The 18880-nt window shown below is 39.9% G+C and carries 14 protein-coding genes; all 14 read left to right on the top strand.

The window, feature by feature from the left end:
- Positions 1-497 precede the first annotated feature (497 nt).
- Positions 498-1244, top strand: a complete 747-nt coding sequence (locus tag GHD25_RS05110; protein ID WP_164215296.1) for an SDR family NAD(P)-dependent oxidoreductase — start codon at positions 498-500, stop codon at positions 1242-1244.
- Positions 1245-1653: 409 nt separating this feature from the next.
- A complete protein-coding gene (locus tag GHD25_RS05105) occupies positions 1654-2091 on the top strand; it encodes an oxidoreductase (protein WP_164215295.1) in 438 nt (145 codons plus the stop codon).
- Between the two features lie 3 nt (positions 2092-2094).
- Positions 2095-2484: a sodium:solute symporter family transporter gene (locus GHD25_RS05100; RefSeq protein ID WP_164215294.1), complete on the top strand. Its 390-nt coding sequence runs from the start codon at positions 2095-2097 to the stop codon at positions 2482-2484.
- The gene (locus GHD25_RS05095) at positions 2474-2980 is read left to right on the top strand and encodes a sodium:solute symporter family transporter (RefSeq protein ID WP_346426773.1); all 507 of its coding nucleotides are present in this window, start codon (positions 2474-2476) and stop codon (positions 2978-2980) included. The genes GHD25_RS05100 and GHD25_RS05095 overlap by 11 nt, the downstream gene beginning before the upstream one ends.
- Positions 2981-3499: 519 nt before the next feature.
- The gene (locus tag GHD25_RS05090) at positions 3500-5773 is read left to right on the top strand and encodes an FIMAH domain-containing protein (protein WP_164215292.1); all 2274 of its coding nucleotides are present in this window, start codon (positions 3500-3502) and stop codon (positions 5771-5773) included.
- Between the two features lie 650 nt (positions 5774-6423).
- Entirely contained in the window at positions 6424-6678 is a 255-nt protein-coding gene (locus GHD25_RS05085) for a hypothetical protein (RefSeq protein ID WP_164215291.1), read from the top strand.
- The gene (locus GHD25_RS05080; protein WP_164215290.1) at positions 6675-7964 is read left to right on the top strand and encodes an FIMAH domain-containing protein; all 1290 of its coding nucleotides are present in this window, start codon (positions 6675-6677) and stop codon (positions 7962-7964) included. Before GHD25_RS05085 ends, GHD25_RS05080 begins: the two co-directional genes overlap by 4 nt.
- 1156 nt (positions 7965-9120) lie before the next feature.
- A complete protein-coding gene (locus tag GHD25_RS05075; RefSeq protein ID WP_164215289.1) occupies positions 9121-12090 on the top strand; it encodes a M14 family zinc carboxypeptidase in 2970 nt (989 codons plus the stop codon).
- A gap of 154 nt (positions 12091-12244) precedes the next feature.
- Positions 12245-12580 (top strand): putative sulfate exporter family transporter, encoded by a 336-nt coding sequence (locus tag GHD25_RS05070; RefSeq protein ID WP_164215288.1) that lies wholly within the window; start codon positions 12245-12247, stop codon positions 12578-12580.
- Positions 12581-13280: 700 nt separating this feature from the next.
- Entirely contained in the window at positions 13281-14300 is a 1020-nt protein-coding gene (locus GHD25_RS05065) for an asparaginase (RefSeq protein ID WP_164215287.1), read from the top strand.
- Positions 14301-14330: 30 nt separating this feature from the next.
- Complete coding sequence (locus GHD25_RS05060) at positions 14331-15944, top strand: glutathione ABC transporter substrate-binding protein (protein WP_205601330.1); 1614 nt, start codon at positions 14331-14333, stop codon at positions 15942-15944.
- Between the two features lie 72 nt (positions 15945-16016).
- A complete protein-coding gene (gsiC, locus tag GHD25_RS05055) occupies positions 16017-16937 on the top strand; it encodes a glutathione ABC transporter permease GsiC (RefSeq protein ID WP_164215286.1) in 921 nt (306 codons plus the stop codon).
- 20 nt (positions 16938-16957) lie between these two features.
- Entirely contained in the window at positions 16958-17860 is a 903-nt protein-coding gene (locus GHD25_RS05050; RefSeq protein WP_164215285.1) for an ABC transporter permease subunit, read from the top strand.
- A 25-nt stretch (positions 17861-17885) separates the two neighbouring features.
- The gene (locus tag GHD25_RS05045; protein ID WP_164215284.1) at positions 17886-18878 is read left to right on the top strand and encodes an ABC transporter ATP-binding protein; all 993 of its coding nucleotides are present in this window, start codon (positions 17886-17888) and stop codon (positions 18876-18878) included.
- The last annotated feature ends 2 nt before the right edge of the window (positions 18879-18880 follow it).

The following is an 18880-nucleotide window of genomic DNA, read 5'->3' as shown; positions in this document are numbered from 1 at the left end:
CCATACTCCATATTTTCCGGCTATTGCTAGCAGTACTCTGCCGTAGTTTAGAGGTACTTAAATTTATATACGGAATGACGAGCGGGTGTACATATTATTAACATTTTGACACAGAATAGAAATTACTGGATATCAAATAAAGGAGGGATATTTAAGGTGGAAAAGAAATAGGATGGATCCACTGTCGGGTATGAAAGGAAACGTGAAAAGAAAATAATCCTGTTCTCATAATAGATGTATGAAAACATGTTATAGACCTGAAATAAGTTACTTACTTAGCATGTCAACACAGATCCTCATTTTTTATAAAGAAGATGGGTCTTTAACAAGTAGCCCTTACTTTAATCAAGGTAAAAACAAGCCGGTGATGCCCGGTGAACCCCGTGATTAACAGTTCTCTTGGCATTAATTGCAGATCCTCTGCAATCAGGGTATTTACATCTATTTTTATTGGGTTCTTTCATAAAATAACCAATAACATTACATTAGGAGGCATCATGAAAATGAAGCGTGTGGAAGATAAAGTTACGTTAATTACAGGAGCTGCATCCGGATTTGGAAAAGCGATGACAAAGCTATTTGCTGAAGAAGGTGCGAAGGTTTTTGCCGTAGATATTAGCGATAAAGTGAAAGGTCTAGAGGAAGAAGTAAATGGCGAAGTCCATGGCTATGTAGCAGATGTATCTAACCCTGAGCAAATTGAAGCAGCATTCAAGGAATGCAAAAATGTATATGGACGATTGGATGTTTTATGCAACAATGCTGGAATGACAGGAGTAGTAGAAACACCACTCCATGAAGTTACCCTTGAAAACTATGACAAAGTAATGAATCTCAACTTAAGAGGTGCTTTTAAAGTACTGCAAGAGGGTATTAAAATGATGCTTGAAAACGACGGAGGAGCCGTTGTAAACACAGGGTCCGTCGGCGGTTATCTTGCAACACCGGGCTCGGCACCTTATATCGTGTCAAAAGGTGGTGTGGTGATGCTGACAAAACAGGCAGCTTTAGAATATGCGGATAAGGGTATCCGAGTAAACTCTGTAAACCCTGGTACAGCAAAAACTGCACTGCTGGAAACATTCACACAGGAAGCGAAAGACTTTTTAGCAGGGCAAGTTCCAATGGGAAGACTTGCTGAACCGGAAGAAATTGCAAGTGTTGCTTTATTCTTAGCTTCTGACGACGCTTCCTACATCACAGGCCAGGATCATATCATTGATGGAGGACGTATTACAGAATAATACATCTAACCATATGAGCATACGAAGAACAGCGGGTAAGGTCATCGATGGATGATTTTACCCGCTGTTTTTTTGATTATTGGCCGGTAGCGAACCAGGTTCTGCTTGAAAGTAAAAGCCGCTGCGGCTCAACGCTACCGGAGAGAGTGAGGGGCGGAACAGCTAAGAGTGGCATGCAATTTTATAAGCCAAAGGACTTTACTGAATACTGCAAACCCGAAATTTCAGCCCCTTTTCCAGAGCTGTTTTATAGGAAAATGAAAAGCGCTTACCTTGTGATCGGGAGGGGGAGACCGAGTTTCCGCGGGAAGTTCAGGGCAGGCTGTCAACAGGTCAGAACGACATTTGTAATATACTGTACAATATTCCAAAAGTTACATACCGGCAGCAGATAGGATAAAGGAAATCGGTGATTGAAGGCGGGGATATTGTAGCTCCTTCCGCTATTCCTTTTTCAGATAAATCTCCGATGCCGCGGGAGCTGAAAACAGACGAAGTGGAGCGAATCGTGGAATTATTTGCAGAAGGAGCAAAGCGCACCGTGGAAGCCTGCTTTGACACGATAGAAATTCACGGGGCGCACGGCTATTTGCTTCATCAATTTTTATCCCCGGCATCCAATCAAAGAACAGATAAATACGGGGACCATGTGTTATTTGCCAAAGAAGTGATTGAGGCAGTGAAATCGGAAATGCCAAGCAGCATGCCGCTCATCATGAGGGTTTCCGCGGTGGAGTACAATGGCCAGGGCTATTCATTTGAAGACATATTGAAACATTGTCAGACATTTATTGATGCAGGTGTAGATATGTGTATGTTGGATCACAGCTTGCTGCAGGCGGAATGACGATTGAAACAGTATTTAATATTGACCCGACTAATTGCAGGTGTCATTGTGACGATCTACTGTTTATTTGGCGGATTCGCCGGTGTATCGATAACAGACTATTTTCAGGGAATTATAGTGGTGGTAGGTACTGCAATTTTGGGAATACATTTAGTATTTGAAGCAGGCGGATGGCCTGCGATCGTATCTCAAGTCGGTGCAGAAGATCCGGGAATGATTTCAGCCAACATGGGCGCAGCAGGTTCTACATTGTTTGGTCTTATTTTTGGATATTTAAGTCTGGGTGTTGCCATTATCGGAAGGCCGCATGATACGATTCGTTTCTTTGCGATTTCAAGTTCATCTGAAGTCCGCAAATCGTTTGCTATTACTTTGAGCGCGCATTATCTATAACGTACTGGGGGGCATACCTTGTTGGGTATGCAGGAAGAGTGCTTCTGCCGGATCGACTTTCGGTGAAGATGTGTACCGCAAATATATTAATAAAAGTGCGTCTGACAAACAAATTATCTTTGTGACCCGGATGTTTATCGCCATTGTCGGTATTGCGTCAACCCTTGTGGCAATTTACAGTTCCGAATCCGTTTTCTGGATTACGGTATATGCGTCGGCAGGTCTCGCTGCAACATTTGCACCTGTTCTGATTGTTTCACTATATTGGGACAAACTGACAAACCAAGGTGCAGTTGCCGGTATGTTTGCCGGATTTATCACCGTGGTATTGTGGGACACATTTGTACCGGATATTTATTTCATCATGACTGAAGCACTGCCGGCTATGCTTGTTTCATTTATTGTAATTATTGTAGTAAGTAAGCTGACAGAACAGCCGGAGATTGAGCAAGTAAGAAAAGAGCTCGCTCAGGCGAAGAAGGTATGGAAGAAGTAAGGTTCGGTTTTAAAGTTTATTGGTATATCTGCAATAATGAAAAAGGCCACCGTTCGTTGATCGGTGGTCTTTTTGTATAGTGACCTATTTTATGAATTTCTATCGTAAAAGTGGAACTGCTAGTGTATCTGTTCGAGCAAGTATAAACCATACTGCTGCTAATTTAAAAGTGCTACTTATTGACTATGGGCCGGCTGTCAGGCTGACATTAGGGACATTGGTACTAAAGCAAAAGAATGAAGTTTTATATAATTGCTTAAAGATACTAAAAATGACTTGACTTATAAATAGGTTATGCTAGATTTATAATTATTGTATAACTTACATTTTTCATAAAATATACACGATTAGACAAATTTTTATTAAGTATGCTACTTATTTATATTTTCAACCTAGATTTACCCATAAATATTATCCAGTAAAGGGAGGTGCACAAGGAATACAAATTTGATATAGAGGAGGGGGCATTTGTAAGTATTTTCCGCAGGTTTATGACAATTCTATAAGGGGGTTTAATAGGTGAAAAAGCTTAGTAGATTTTTTATATTTTTAGCTTTGTTTTTAATGGCTATGTCATCAACAGTGAGCGCAGCACCAACAGGATTAACATCCTTTCCGGACCCGGTTGATCCAAAATCCTGGGAATTACCGGAAGATATGACCTGGGATGACTATGAACCAATTCCAGGGATTGACTGGGCAAATACGGATATTGAACCGGAAGAAGATCTAAAAGGAGCCTTAATTTTAGTCGATTTTCCTGATCAGGATTTTATCCTGACTGAACCCAAGGGTTCTGATCCGGTGGGTAATCCGCAAATTGATCCAGTTCCCCGCGAGGAGCTTGGGGAGTGGTGGCATGACTACTTAAATGTGCCAAGTGAGTTAAATAATTATCAGACAATTGATGGTTTTTGGAAAGAGAATTCCTACGGTAAATGGGGTGTAAGTCTTGATTCTTATGGTCCCTACCGCCTGGATAAATATGAATTTCAGTACGGGCTGGAAAGCCGTATGAATCCTGGCTTTCTGCCTGAGCAATACGAAAGTGCAAACTTATTTCAAGATGGGATGGCAATAGCAGAGGAAGATATAATCGCATCCGGAGAAGAGTATGACTTCGCATTTATTATTCATGCAGGCTATGCCGAATCAACCGTATGGCAAGAACTCGGTGAAATGATGTTCCAAAATCCGGAAGATGTAACTGATGAGTTTGGACCGCCGGATTTACCTGGGTTTGAAGACATGCCAAACTGGGCTTCCACCCGTTATGTACCATGGACATCCTGGCTTGCGGCCAAGAGTATTTGGTCTGCTGCATCCAGCGCAGTAATCAACGGGCAAAGAATGCGTGTTTCCATTCAAGGTGAACATGGCATGTCTACATTCGCCCATGAGTTTGGCCATCTCCGAGGACTTGGGGATAATTATAATAATGCAGCCCTTGACCCGAGAACCTATTCGGGTTATTGGGAAACGATGAGCCGCGGATCATTTGGTGGACCCGGAGGAACGCATACTCGCTGGATGATTCCAGCCAAACTGGGAGGTACTTTGGCGGCACCGCATACTCTCAGAAATAAGATGAAACAGGGATTTGTCACTGATGATGAAGTGCTGCATTTGGACCGTGATGAGCTAAAAGAAACCGGGCCGGTGTTTGCGGATATTATTGCACGCCAAGCGCCGATTGGCAGTGAGTTCGGCCGGACGGGACTCCATGGCATCAACATCAGCATGGACGACTTAACTCCTGAGGATTACCTTGAAGGTGACTGGCGTAATGATATGTTAAGCGGCGGGTACGATAATTACACCATTGAGGTAGTAGACCGCATAGGTGCGGACTCCTTCGCAACCGATGAAGGTGTACTGATTGCCAAAACAAAAGATGCAGAAAGAGCACCATTCATCTGGGTAGTTGATTCACACCCGGAAGATATTAATGTAGTGGACTTCACAAGACCTGATGGAACAGAAGCTATGGTTACGAAAGGTGACCCGAGACAACTTGCTGACGCTTTATTCCATGCAGGAGACGGAGAAACTCTGGTAAGCGGGGACTTCGATAGTGTCAGCGGCGAAAATATTGTCAGTGAATATAAAGATCCATACAACCGTCTACACTTCTATGTTTTGGATAAATACAGAGACGATGACGGAGTGCTTAAGTATCGGACAGCAGTACGCCATCTGGATGATTCTGATTCATTTGAGCGTGGAGTAAGTGTTGTCAGCAGTGAGGTTGATCGTGCGGTACCTGGACAAGTTGCTGTGCATAATTTTAGTGTTACAAACACTGGAGAGGCAACGGATCTTTTCCGCATTAGTGCAGAAAATGACGCTGGATGGGAAACGCAAATACAGCACAACGTGATAGAAGTAGAGGCGGGTCAAACAGTGGAGGTGCCGGTGTATGTAGAAATTCCGGAAGAAAAACAAGATCCGGTAAACCTTACCTTTACAATAACTTCAGAGACAGACCCTGACCAGACAGCAACTGAAACAAATGTTTTGATAAATGATATAAGCGCAGCAGGTCTAAAGGCGCTTGTTGAGAGGTTTGAAGAAATAGGGGAATTTTCCAGCGATACCGCAGCCCGGGTATTAAAGATACATTTTACCGCGATAGATCGTTTTGAAAAACAAGAGCAAGGCGAGAAGGTAGTCAAACATATGGAAAGGCTTCAGCTCTTGCTTGAGCAACAATTGGAAAATGAACAGATTTCTGAAAAGGCTTATAATGCCCTTACGGATTATAGTAATCAACTGATTAACAAATGGGAGTAGTTTTATAGAGTTTTGACCAGAGCGAATTTAAGGGTGACACTTTAAATCTTACAGGAACACAGCAAACTGTGTTCGGGGAAAAATAAATTGACTTGAGGAAGACTATTTCAAATGGGTGATAGTCTCTTCTTTTTGGAATGAATATGTTACGAAACTAGGTTTCTATAATATAAGCTGATTAAAATCTAAATGATCCAGGCAAAAATGCCAGAGCCCCTTGATTTTTTACTGATAAAATAGTAATGCTTTTTTGCCTGATACAAAAGTACAAACTGACCAGCATATGATCAAAACGATTATTTTTATCTTTGAAAATGGCATAGGTTACATTTTTAAAGAGTACTCATCATATGAATAACGATGTATCCGGAAGTTGAAAGCGTCACTTAATTAGAAAGTTGGTAACTTAATTTAGCTTATAAAGTATTTACATACTTTAAATCCGTTAAAAAGGAGGTTGGAGCTTGCTTATCAGTGTCGTTACAATTGGAAGTGGGTGATTTGATTCGTATTCCAAAATGGTTCGTAACAGCAGTGTTAATTTAATAGTAAACATTTATGAAAACAAGATGAGAAAGGCATAAAAATTGAATGTATGGTCAGTATTGATCAACTATGTTTTTTAAATTATTTAGGGGGATAATCATTCTATGAAAAATTTTTTCGCTAAATTAGCATCGATGTTTACTTTATTAATCATCGTATTTCCTGTCTCAGGCATTTCTGCTCAAGAAAATGCAAACACGGCAGAGCCTCCAACGACAGGGTTTGAAAATACCAACGGAGAAGAATGGACAACGCATGAAGAAGAATTGGAATTTCTGGAAGATCTGAATAATGCTTCGGAAAGAGTAAGTTACTCACAAGTAGGGACTACGGTTAATGGTAAACCTATTCTTTGGTGAAGGTTGGTTATCCTGAACCGCCTTCAGATGAAGAGATTGCTGAGGGACGGAGTATTATGATCAATGCAACAGTTCACGGCAATGAGCCAGCTGGCCGGGAAATGGCATTACAAAAAATGAGAGACCTGGCATTCACCGATGATCCGGAACTACTGGACATGCTGGAAAATTCAACGGTGCTGTTTATCCCAACGATGAACCCTGATGGAAGGGAGGCAAATACTCGTCAGAATGCATGGGGACTTGATAATAACCGTGGCAATCTAAATTTAATGACGCCAGAGACCCTGACAGCAGGAAACATGATTAATCAATTCCAGCCGGAAATAGTGGTTGATGCCCATGAGCGGCGTTCGGAAGGCGGTAATATTGAATTTATGCATTCGCGTAATCTGAATGTATATAGACCGATGCAGGAATTAAATGAGGAACTGATTGAGGATTATTTGCGTCCTGACGTGGAAGCGGATGGTTTTTCAACCGGCATATATCCCACTCCTGATTATATTAATGGTCATGAACGCACTTTAACCAATAACTCGGGATTGCGCCATGCTATGGGTGTCTTGTATGAATCATGGTCGGGCGGGGAACCCCGGGACCGGGTAGAAGTACAAATGAGTGCTACCGATGCGTTATTTCAGTTTTATATTGACAGGTTTGACGATGTTGGAGAAATAAAAGCGGATGCACCAGTGGAAAAAGCCGAAGATGGAGCAAATCAAAAGCCTTTCTATTTAGGTGGATCGGATAATCTAACTCCACCGGAAGGAACCATTTTGGATCCTGCTCCATGTGGGTATCTGCTTCATACTTCACAGGCTGCGCATATCGAGCGGCATCTTGATTCATATTCCATAGAAACGGAATCGGTCGGTGAGGATGGTGTATTCGTCACAATGAACCAACCCTCGATGACAGTCATCCCACTCCTGCTGGATGATCGTGCTAGACTCAATGAAGTTTCCGGAGTACCGGTATATAACTGCTCGGATCCAAGTTCGGTGGCCCAGCCTGAAACACCTTATACTTCCAACCTGGAAAATCGTGTTGAACTGCTCGCAGAACAAGAGGCATTCGAAAGTGACAGTAATGAAAGTCAATTAATGATCCATTTAACTGCTGTAAGTCAGTTTGAAGCTCAAAACACTTCGGACAAAGTAGTAAGACATATAAGAGGATTTCAAGATTTGTTGAATTATCAATTTGACAATGATTTGATTGATAAGTGGGCATATAACTATCTTAAAGGTGATACCGAATATGTGATTGAAGAATGGGAATAGACTTGCAGGGAAATTCCCCCTCTGTGTCAGGCTGGAATTCATGGATGTTCAGCCTGGAGGGCTAGTAATGCAATTGTTATGACTTTTTCAGTCATCAGCTCCTGAATTCGTGTATCATGTAACGCATTACCCAGGCTGGTCTAGTGTTATGAAGGCGGGAAGCTTCCATTCGATAGACTTCTAACGTTTTACGTCGACGAATGAAGCAGCTGATGCAGCAAGAAGGGAGACCGTTAAACCGGTAATTTTATGAATAGAATTACCAGAAGGAGGATCCAATTGAATATAAAAATCAGGGACCATATTTTGTTGTAAGTTGGGAAGCAGTGCACTATTGCAGAGTGCACTGCTTCTATTTTTAGTTGGGTCTAGGATTGGGTTTTCCGACATTTGATTCTCCGGATGTCTAACAATTTAACCCATTAATATCAACGTGAGTGTTTTGTTCACTGCCAGCTTTACTGTTGTTTCATTTTGATTTAATTATTTTCGTGAATGGAGTATATTTCCGGCACTTCTTTGCCATTTGTTATTGAATTTAATTGTTGATGTTACTGATTTTCCGATATTCAATGCAGAGTGTAAGGTTATTGAAGGGGATTAGGCGTATCGTATAAAAAAGAATAACCTTTCCGCAGTTACAGCTCTGAGTCTATTTATTCAATTTTATTATTAATGGATGTTGATATTTTGATATCGTACTTTTTAAACCACGATAAAGAGTTGTTTCGCTCATTTTTAACAGTGTTTTCACAAACGTTGATTAATACCGGAAGTTGTGTAAAACAGCTCAAATTTAAATATTGGTAAATAAGCCTGATTAAAATACAGAAATTTTGCATGCCTTTTGTAATTAATAATTGTATGGATATAGGATAAATGAACCAATTGATATCTATTTATTAAGAAAATTTATATGTTTATAACATTTTGTTGTTTCACTATTAAATAAACAATAATTATAATTTGTAACAAAGTGGGGAAGTATTTGTTGTTTTTATATCAGAAAGGGGTGTGGTATATTTTTTATATTTTTGAAAAGCGCGGAAACCCAGTCAAGTCAAATGCGGTCAAATTAAGTTAATCAGTTGGACTATCAGTGAGGGATAATGAAGATTATATCTACTAAATTTTACATGATAATGAGGGGATTATATTGATAAAGTATGCGGCACGAATGATCCCATTGGTATTTTTGTTTATGGTGTTGTGGATACCTTCCGCCGTTTTTGCCAATGAGACGGAATTAAAAACAGGGTTTGAGATTCGTGATGGAGAAGAATGGACCACTATTGAAGAGGAACAGGAGTTTATTGAGGAGTTAAGCAGCATATCTGATAAAGTATCTTTCATAAATATATGGGATTCTGTAGAAGGAAGGCCTATAAATCTAGTAAGTGTCGGAAACTTTGATATATCTGAAGATGATTATGATCAGATTGGCCGCTCCATGTTTGTGATGGGTACACCACATGGAAATGAACCGTCCGGTCGTGAGATGGCATTAAAATTAATGAGAGATTTAGCTTTTACGGATGACCCCGAACTATTAAATTTACTGGATAAGGCGACGGTGCTCATTATGCCGACACCTAACCCGGATGGCAGAGTTCGGGACCAAAGAAGAAACGCCTGGAGCCTGGACAATAACAGGGATAATTTAAGTTTACATTCTCCTGAGCAAAAAGCGGTTGCCTGGACCTTAAATACGTTTAAACCTGACCTTTCAGTGGATGCACATGAAAGACCTACCGGGACCGAACCTGATCAGGAATTTACCTGGCCGGTAAACTTAAATGTTCATCCGGAAGTCAGGGCATTAAGCCAGGAGCTTACATTAAATCATCTGATACCTGAGGTGGCAGAAGATGGTTTTACGACTGGAATTTACAGGGATCCGGATAACCCAAGAAGTGGTTCGGAAAGAATGATGTCCAGCATGTCCGGACTCCGTAATGGCTTGGGAATCCTGACTGAAACAGCCGGACAGTTACCGCCTGAGAAGAAGGTGGATGTGCAAGTCAGCAGTATTTACTCGGTCCTTGACTTCTATAATCATCGCTTTGAAGATATTGGACATGCTGTAGAGAATGCAAATAATCATCGCTTTACTGAAGACGATACTTATCACATTACTATAGAAGAAGAAATTACACCCGCGTGCGGCTATATGTTGAATAACGATCAATTTGAGGCGATTGAACGGCATATCGACCTGTTTTCATTAGAAAATGAGCGGATTACGGATGAAACGGTATTCATCACAATGGATCAGCCGATGAATAAAATTATTCCATTATTATTAGATGACCGTGCATTATTTAATGAAGTAAACGGGAAAGCCGTTCTGGATTGTTCTGATTTGCCTTCGATTTCACCTCCGGAACCTGATCCGGTAACGGGACCGGCACAATACAATACTGATTTCTCGGATACCCCAGAGGGTGAACTTCCGGAAGATTGGACACAAATCTATAGTGAAGGTAATTGGAAAACCTTAAAAAACCCGGATAGATTACAAATTAACAATGACACTTCCGGCAGAAAAGCGCTTGTTTGGGATGAAGTAGGGTACGTATATGGCGATGTGGAGCTAACCGGAGTTGTCCGGGCAATGAATACTGGAGATAATATGGTTCAAGTTGCACTTAATATGTCCGGAGATACAGGTGCTGTTAACATGCATTATCTGATCTTGAATAAAGAAGGAGAGGCAAGGATCCAACGAATGCGTGATAATGGTTATTTAACAGTGGGTTCAACTGAACTGCCATTTTCAGTGGAAGAAAATAAATGGTATCAAATCGTTATGGAACGTGAAGGAATCTTTATATGGGTGAAGATTTGGCCATATGGAGATGAAGAACCGCAGGAATGGCAATTAGAGGTTGCTGATCTGGACTTTTTTGAAGGTCAAGTCGGGTTTACCGTTTATGACAGGGGAACGATCAACGAGTGGGCTTATTTTGGTGCAGGAACGGGAGGTATGGAAGCACCGCGGGCTCCCGCGGATTTATTGCCTGACGTTGATAAATCTTTACTTGAACTGAAAATAACTGAAATTGAAAAAGAGGTTTTAGAGGATAGATACTACTCTCCGGAAAGCTGGAGTTATTTCCAGGAACAATTATCCCTTGCCAAGTCCGTTTTAAGGGATGAAGACGCGGATCAAACTGATGTGGACCAAGCAATTGAAAACTTGACTGCGGCGTATGAAGGATTAGAAGGTGTAAAAGCGCAATACTGGACAAACTTTTCTGAATATGAAACAGGACAGCAGCCCGGCGACTGGACTATGTTATGGCGGGATGGCAGCTGGACGGCTATGAATGAACCGAGCCGCTTAAAGCATGAAGTAGTCAGTTCCGGCCGGCAAGGACTGACATGGGATGAAGTCGGTGAAGTTTATGGAGATGTGGAGGTAGCAGGTGTGGTAACGTCAAATGGGTCTGCCGCGTCACACTGGCAATTTGCACTTCATATGTCCGGTGAGGCAGAGGCAGAGAATTATTACTACATTACCGCCCGTGACACTGCAAATGGAACCAATGTCAGACTCAATCGGGTAAGGGATCATTATTTCTTAATGTTAGATGAGATAAACCTGCCGTATTCCATGGATGAAAATGAGTGGTACCAGGTTGTCTTAAATAGAACCGGAGACAGACTGTCTGCTAAAGTATGGCCATATGGCGAGGAAGAACCTGCCGATTGGCAATTAACTGCGGAGGATTCGCTTTTTGACAGCGGAAAAGTAGGAATAGCCCACCTGTATTCCGGTGCTGTTAGTGAATGGGCTTATTATGGAGTAGGAATTGGCGGAATGGGTGCTCCGAGAGCACCAGAGGATCTATTTGATCCAGACGCAGTCAGTGCAGCAAGTATAATAACAAGAATTGGCCAGTTTGAGGAAGCGGGATCTTTTGAGAATGATCAGGTTGTAAGGTCATTAACGCTTCAATTAACGGCTGTAGATCAGTATGAGACACAGGAAGAGGGAGAAAAAGTAGTGGGACATATGGAAAGCTTTAAACTACTGCTTGACCATATGGAAGGGCAAATGTCCGAAAAAGTGTATGAATCGCTTTATGCTGACGCTGCATCACTCATTGCCAAGTGGGAATAAGGGGACTTCCGGAAAAATCATGATTCTGATTGGGAGTTGTATTCAAGTAAATGCGAGAAGAACGGTAAGTACAACTTCAGCAGCTTTTCGTTATTTAAAAAATCATGGAATAACCTACAAATTTTGGTTCTAGCTCAGGTACGGGGAAGCTGCATTGCCGAAATGGTACACCTTTATTCCTTTGTTTGTCATTGGATTTTTGGTTCTTTCAATTGTCCGGACAATTGGAGATGCTACTATGGGGGAAACAGGAGCTGCTTTTGGGTTATTTGCTGAGGATACATGGGAGGGCATTTATCAAAATGTGAGTTCATTTGGTACTACATACTTACTTGGTATAGCGATGGCAGGGGTTGGGTTGTCTACAAATTTTAAGATGTTCAAAGGGATTGGAATTAAGCCCTTTTATATTGGTATTACTTCTGCTGTTACGGTAGGTGTAGTTAGTGTTGTATTGATTTCTTTATTTGGTGGATTTGTTAATATTTGAGGTAGTTAGTGTCCAGAAAAACTATGGAAGTTTTTCATATACATGCTGTTTATAGGATATTATCTAGTATCAACTAATATTGTCTACTCCTATTATTCTGACATACTATTAGATGGAGCAAGTTTAACGAAATTTACGGGGGCGATTTTTTTCTACTATACCCTGATTCATGCTTCCTGGATCAATCCCATTACCAAACCTCGTTCCCTTTAGGGCGCCCCTCAGGATCTAGATAAATTTTTCCCAATGCACATTTTTCCGATATTTATTTAATTTCATATTCATTTATTCTGTGGTGCCTAAACTCTCTTCTTAAGTAAATTTATCTTAGCTAAATCCGTCATATTGATAAGTTTATGAACTCACTTGTGTAGAATTGGAAATCTCTTCTCATTTCCCACGTTTGTGGTTATGACAAAATTTGTTGCGTGCCCCGTCGATTAGATGTAAATATTCAAGGCGCAAGTTCATCTTTTGTCATCCATGGTGTTTACATACTAAGGTTTCACCAAAAGTGTTCATTTTTATTTAGCAAAATGTCTGTTTTAAATAAATAAGCGGCAAAAAGGCATTTATTGTAGAATAGGTTGTAATTGGTTGTTATTATTTTCTGTTTTTTCATAAATGGGTTGTAATTGGCTGATGAATGTTTTATTATATATATACTTTATTATCAAAAAATTTAAATTGGGGTGAATTGATGGAATATACTAATCTTGTTAATGTTCGAAGAGGTAATCATGTTGAAAGTAGTCATCTTGTACATATGGCCGTTGTGGATTCCGGTGGAAATCTACTTCATCATACAGAAAATACAGTTGGAAAAGTATATGCACGTTCTTCTATGAAACCGCTTCAAGCAATTCCGATAGTAGAGACCGGAACAGCAGATTATTATAACTTCAGTAATGCAGATTTATCATTATGTACGGCATCACACAACGGTGAAGATATGCATACGGATAGGGTTCTGTCGATCTTAAAACGTGTTGGGCTTGAAGACAATATGTTAAAGTGTGGTACTCATATTCCAAGGTGGCAGGATACGTACAAAAATCTAATAATTAATAATAAAGAAGTAACACCTTTATACAATAATTGTTCGGGTAAGCATACTGGAATGTTGGCAACGGCTAAGTTTATGGGTGAACCAATTGAAAAATATTATTCGAGGGATCATCCGGTTCAACAACGGATTATTCAGGTCATTAGTGAAATGTGTGATTATCCAAAAGAGAATATTGAAATTGGAATAGACGGATGTGGTGTCCCTGTACATGCCCTACCATTAGAACATCTTGCTTATGGATTTGCAAGAATGGCAGATCCGAAATCTCTTAGTGAGGAAAGGCAAGGAACAGTACGTCGCATAACGAAAGCAATGACAGAGGCACCCGAAATGGTTGGTGGAACAAATCGTTTTTGTACAGATTTTATGTCTGTTGGAGGGGGGAGATTTTTTGGCAAAGCTGGTGCGGAAGGTGTCTATTGTATTGGAGATAGCCAAACTGGCTTAGGTATTGCAGCCAAAGTTGAAGATGGAAATGGTAGAGCAGTATATCCTGCTATAATGGAAGCGCTCGCACAGCTTGAGTTACTAACGAATGAACAGATTGAAAAGTTAAAAGAATATCATCATCCGAAACTACGCAATTCAAGAAATGAAGTCATTGGAGAACTGGTTCCAATCTTCCAATTAAAAAATGCAATTGGATTTTAAATTTTTTATAAAAAATAAGGAGGAATAAAAATGAAAAATAGGTATTGGTTTAAATTAGTTATGCTACTGATCTTATCAATCATTGTATTGATAGGATGTTCTGACGCTGCGTCTGAAGGAGAAGGAAGTAATACAGACGCAGAAGATGCTGAAGCCCAAGAAACGGCTGTAAAAGAAGGAAAAGATTTAACGATTGCAGTTGCTGCTAACTTTATTAGTTTGGATCCACATGATACGAACGATACACTTTCCTACTCTGCTGAGAAAACAATGTTGGAAGGTCTTGTTGGCTTTGATAAGGATATGAACGTGGTGCCTGTCTTAGCAAAAGATTACTCAGTTAATGATGATGCGACAGAATTTACATTTGAGTTGGAAGAAGGTGTGACTTTTCATGATGGTGCGCCATTTAATGCCGAGGCTGTAAAAGTAAATCTAGATCGTCTTACAGCCCCTGACAGCACACTGATTCGTTCTAGTTTGTTTGAACTTATCGAGGAAACAGAAGTGGTCGATGAGTTTACTGTAAAGGTAAAATTATCAGAGCCATTCGGGGCGATGATTAATACTTTTGCACATCCAGCTGGAATGTTAATCAGCCCACAAGCTTTAGAAGAATATGGAGACGATGTTTCTCAAAATCCAGTGGGGACAGGACCATATGTATTTGAAGAATGGCAACCAGGAGATCATTTAACAGTAACCAAAAATGAGGATTACTGGAATGCTACTGGAAATGAAGTTGATTCTATTACCTTTGTACCAACACCAGAAAACGGTACACGAGTAGCAATGTTGCAAACAGGAGAAGCAGATTTTATCTATCCAGTTCCGACTGAACAAGCGGAAAGTATTAATGGTACAGAAGGTATTATAGTTGAGAATGCACAATCTATTGTTGTTTACTACTTAGCAATGAACAACTTAAAGGAACCATTTAATGATGTGCGTGTTCGTCAAGCAATAAATTATGCAATTAATAAAGAAGCGTTTATAGAAGTAGTTAATAATGGATTTGCGAGTCCATTGGATTCCATCATTGCTCCAGATACTCAATTCTATTCTGGGCAATCACCTTATGAATATGATGTAGAAAAGGCAAAAGAATTATTGGTAGAAGCTGGATATGAAGATGGGTTTAATACAACTGTTTGGGGTGCTAACAGTTCAACAGCTATGAATGCAATGGAATTTATTCAGCAACAACTTGCACAAATAAATATTGAACTTGAAGTGGTGCCAATGGAATCTGGTACACTTTCAGATAGTATCTGGTCTGTAGAAAACCCAGAAGATGCAGAGATGGAGATGTATTATGGTGGATGGTCACCGTCAACTGGAGATGCGGACTGGGGAATTCGCCCACTCGTTGGAGGTGAAGATGCATATCCACCTAATTCATACAATACAGCTTATTATAATAATGATGAGGTAAACAGTTTAATCGCAGATGGATTAGCAACTGGAGATCCATCAGAAAGAGAACAGGCATATGCTGATGTTCAGGAAGTTATCTGGGAAGAAGCTCCATGGGCTTTCCTAACTGTGGACGATACGATATTTGGAAAGAAAAACTATTTAGAAGGTATCTATTTATTACCTGATGGATCATTAAGTGTTGAAAATTTAGAAATTGTACAGTAAGTAATCAATTATAATATTGAGCGCTGTAAGTTAATATTACGGCGCTTAGCATTTTTAGCAAGGGGTGTATTCATGCTAAAGTATATTATTAAAAGGTTGATCGGGGTTATTCCAATTTTATTTCTAGTCTCGATATTTATTTTTTTGTTTGTCCATCTTATTCCAGGTGACCCGGCAAGACTGGTTGCTGGTCAAGATGCTACGATTCAGGATGTTGAGAATGTACGTAAAGAATTAGGCTTGGATCAACCTATACATATACAATATTTCTCTTTTATTTCAGGTATTTTTCAAGGGGATCTCGGAATTTCATTAAAGACAAGCAGACCTGTTTTTGACGAGATCGCAATACGTTTTATGCCAACCTTTTGGTTAACGTTCTGGAGTATGGTATGGGCAGTCATTGTTGGTTTATTGATCGGAGTTATATCTTCTACAAAGCGAAATAAGTGGCAAGATTACTTAGGAATGTTTGGAGCCGTTTCGGGTATTTCAATACCTTCGTTCTGGATGGGATTATTACTTATTCAATTATTTGCCGTTCAACTTGGCTGGCTACCAACAGGAGGTTTGGATTCATGGAAAAGTTATATTCTTCCATCAATTACATTAGGTTCTGGAGTTGCTGCAGTAATAGCTAGATTCTCGCGCTCATCTATGATGGATATTTTAAAAGATGACTATATTCGAACGGGTAGAGCAAAGGGCTTAAAAGAAAATAAGGTTGTTTGGGGCCATGGATTAAAAAATGCAATGATCCCAGTAGTTACCATGACAGGATTACAATTCGGTTTTCTATTAGGAGGCTCTGTTGTTATTGAAACAGTATTTAACTGGCCTGGTCTTGGAAGATTGTTGATTGATTCAGTAGCATTTCGTGATTATCCAGTAATTCAAGCCGAAATGCTTTTATTTGCTCTACAATTTATCTTAATTAATCTAATCGTGGATTTAATCTATGGATTTCTTAATCCGCAAATTCGATATGACTAAGTAGAGGTGGGTGTTATACAATGGCTAATCCAGAAACGTCAGGTCTAGCAACTGAAATGGCGCTAGATCAAAATGTAGAGAAAAGTTCACCAGTTAAGGATTTTTGGAGAAAGTTTAAGAAGCAACGTCTTGCATTAGTGGCAGGGGTATTCATACTTATTTTAGTAATCATTGCGATTATAGGGCCGGTTATTACACCATATTCATCAGACGAGCCCGATTATGCAAATGTACTGCAAGGACCTTCATTAGAACATTTAGCAGGGACAGATAATTATGGAAGAGATATTTTTAGTAGAATATTAGAAGGAACAAGGATTTCTCTGTCCGTAGGCACGATATCGGTATTACTAGGAGCCTTAATAGGTACAATTCTTGGGCTAATTAGTGCATTTTATGGTAAGTGGGTGGATAGTATAATCATGCGAATTTGTGATGTGTTATTTGCCTTTCCAGGGATATTACTAGCTATTGGTATTATCGCGATTTTGGGGCCTAGTCTTGTAAATGTTGTCATTGCAATTTCTATTTTTAGTATCCCAAATTTTGCTAGGATTGTACGAAGTAGTGCTCTTTCAATTAAATCAACTGTTTATGTGGAGGCAACAAAATCAATCGGCGCAAAAAATAGACGAATTATTTGGAAGCATATTTTCCCAGGGACAATTTCAAGTATTATCGTTAATTTCACGATGAGAATTGGTACGGCAATATTAACAGCGGCTAGCTTAAGTTTTCTTGGTTTAGGGGCACAACCACCCACCCCGGAATGGGGAGCAATGCTAAGTGGTGGAAGGGATTATCTAAGTACAGCTCCTCACCTTACTTTTTATCCAGGTCTTGCAATTTTTTTAACGGTATTAGCTTTTAATCTTTTTGGAGATGGATTAAGAGATACGCTTGATCCAAAAATAAAGGATTAATTTTTAAAAGGAAGGAGATCTTCATATGACTGAAAAAATGTTGGAAATAACAGACTTGAAAACGTATTTTCGAAGCGATAACGGCTTTGTGAGGGCTGTTGATGGCGTAACAATTACTGTTAACAAAGGAGAGACAGTTGGTATTGTTGGTGAGTCGGGTTGCGGAAAAAGTGTAACCTCCCTGTCTGTCATGCGACTTTTACATGACACTCCGGGTGAAATCGTAGGAGGTTCAATTAAGTTTGAGGAAAATAGTTTATTAGATTTAAGTGAGAAAGAAATGCGCCAAATTCGTGGTAATGAAATTGCTATGATCTTCCAGGAACCCATGACGTCTTTGAATCCAGTTTATAAAATTGGAAAACAGCTGGAAGAAACAATAAGATTACATCTAAAATATGATAAAAAGCAAGCTCGCGATCATGCGATTAAAATGTTGAAAATAGTAGGGCTCCCACGTGCTGAGGAACTAATCAAGGAGTTTCCTTATCAATTATCCGGTGGTATGCGTCAACGTGTTATGATAGCAATGGCGATGGCCTGTAATCCGAAACTTTTAATAGCTGATGAACCAACTACCGCCTTAGATGTAACCATACAAGCGCAAATTCTTGATCTTATGCGAAATCTTCGTAATGAAAGTGATACAGCAATTATGCTTATTACTCATGATCTTGGAGTTGTGGCTGAGATGTGTGATCGTGTAGTCGTTATGTATGCAGGAAAAGTTGTAGAAGAGACAGATGTAAATACATTATTTGAGAATCCGCAACATCCATATACAAAGGGACTTATTGGTTCTGTACCTAAGTTAGGGCAAGATGTTGAAAAATTAGAATCTATCCCTGGTACTGTACCTACGCCAACAAATATGCCAGAGGGATGCAAGTTTGCTGCGCGTTGTGACTTCGCTATGGATATTTGCCGGAAAAGTGATCCTAATTTATTAGAGATTGATGATAACCACAAATGTAGATGTTGGCTATATCAAGACCAAGAAAAAGCCTTGGAGGTGTAGGT

It is taken from the genome of Virgibacillus aidingensis, from assembly GCF_010994035.1.
Lineage (GTDB): Bacteria > Bacillota > Bacilli > Bacillales > Amphibacillaceae > Virgibacillus_N.
Note: the sequence above shows the minus strand (reverse complement) of the source record. Positions and strands in the feature narration are given on the sequence as shown.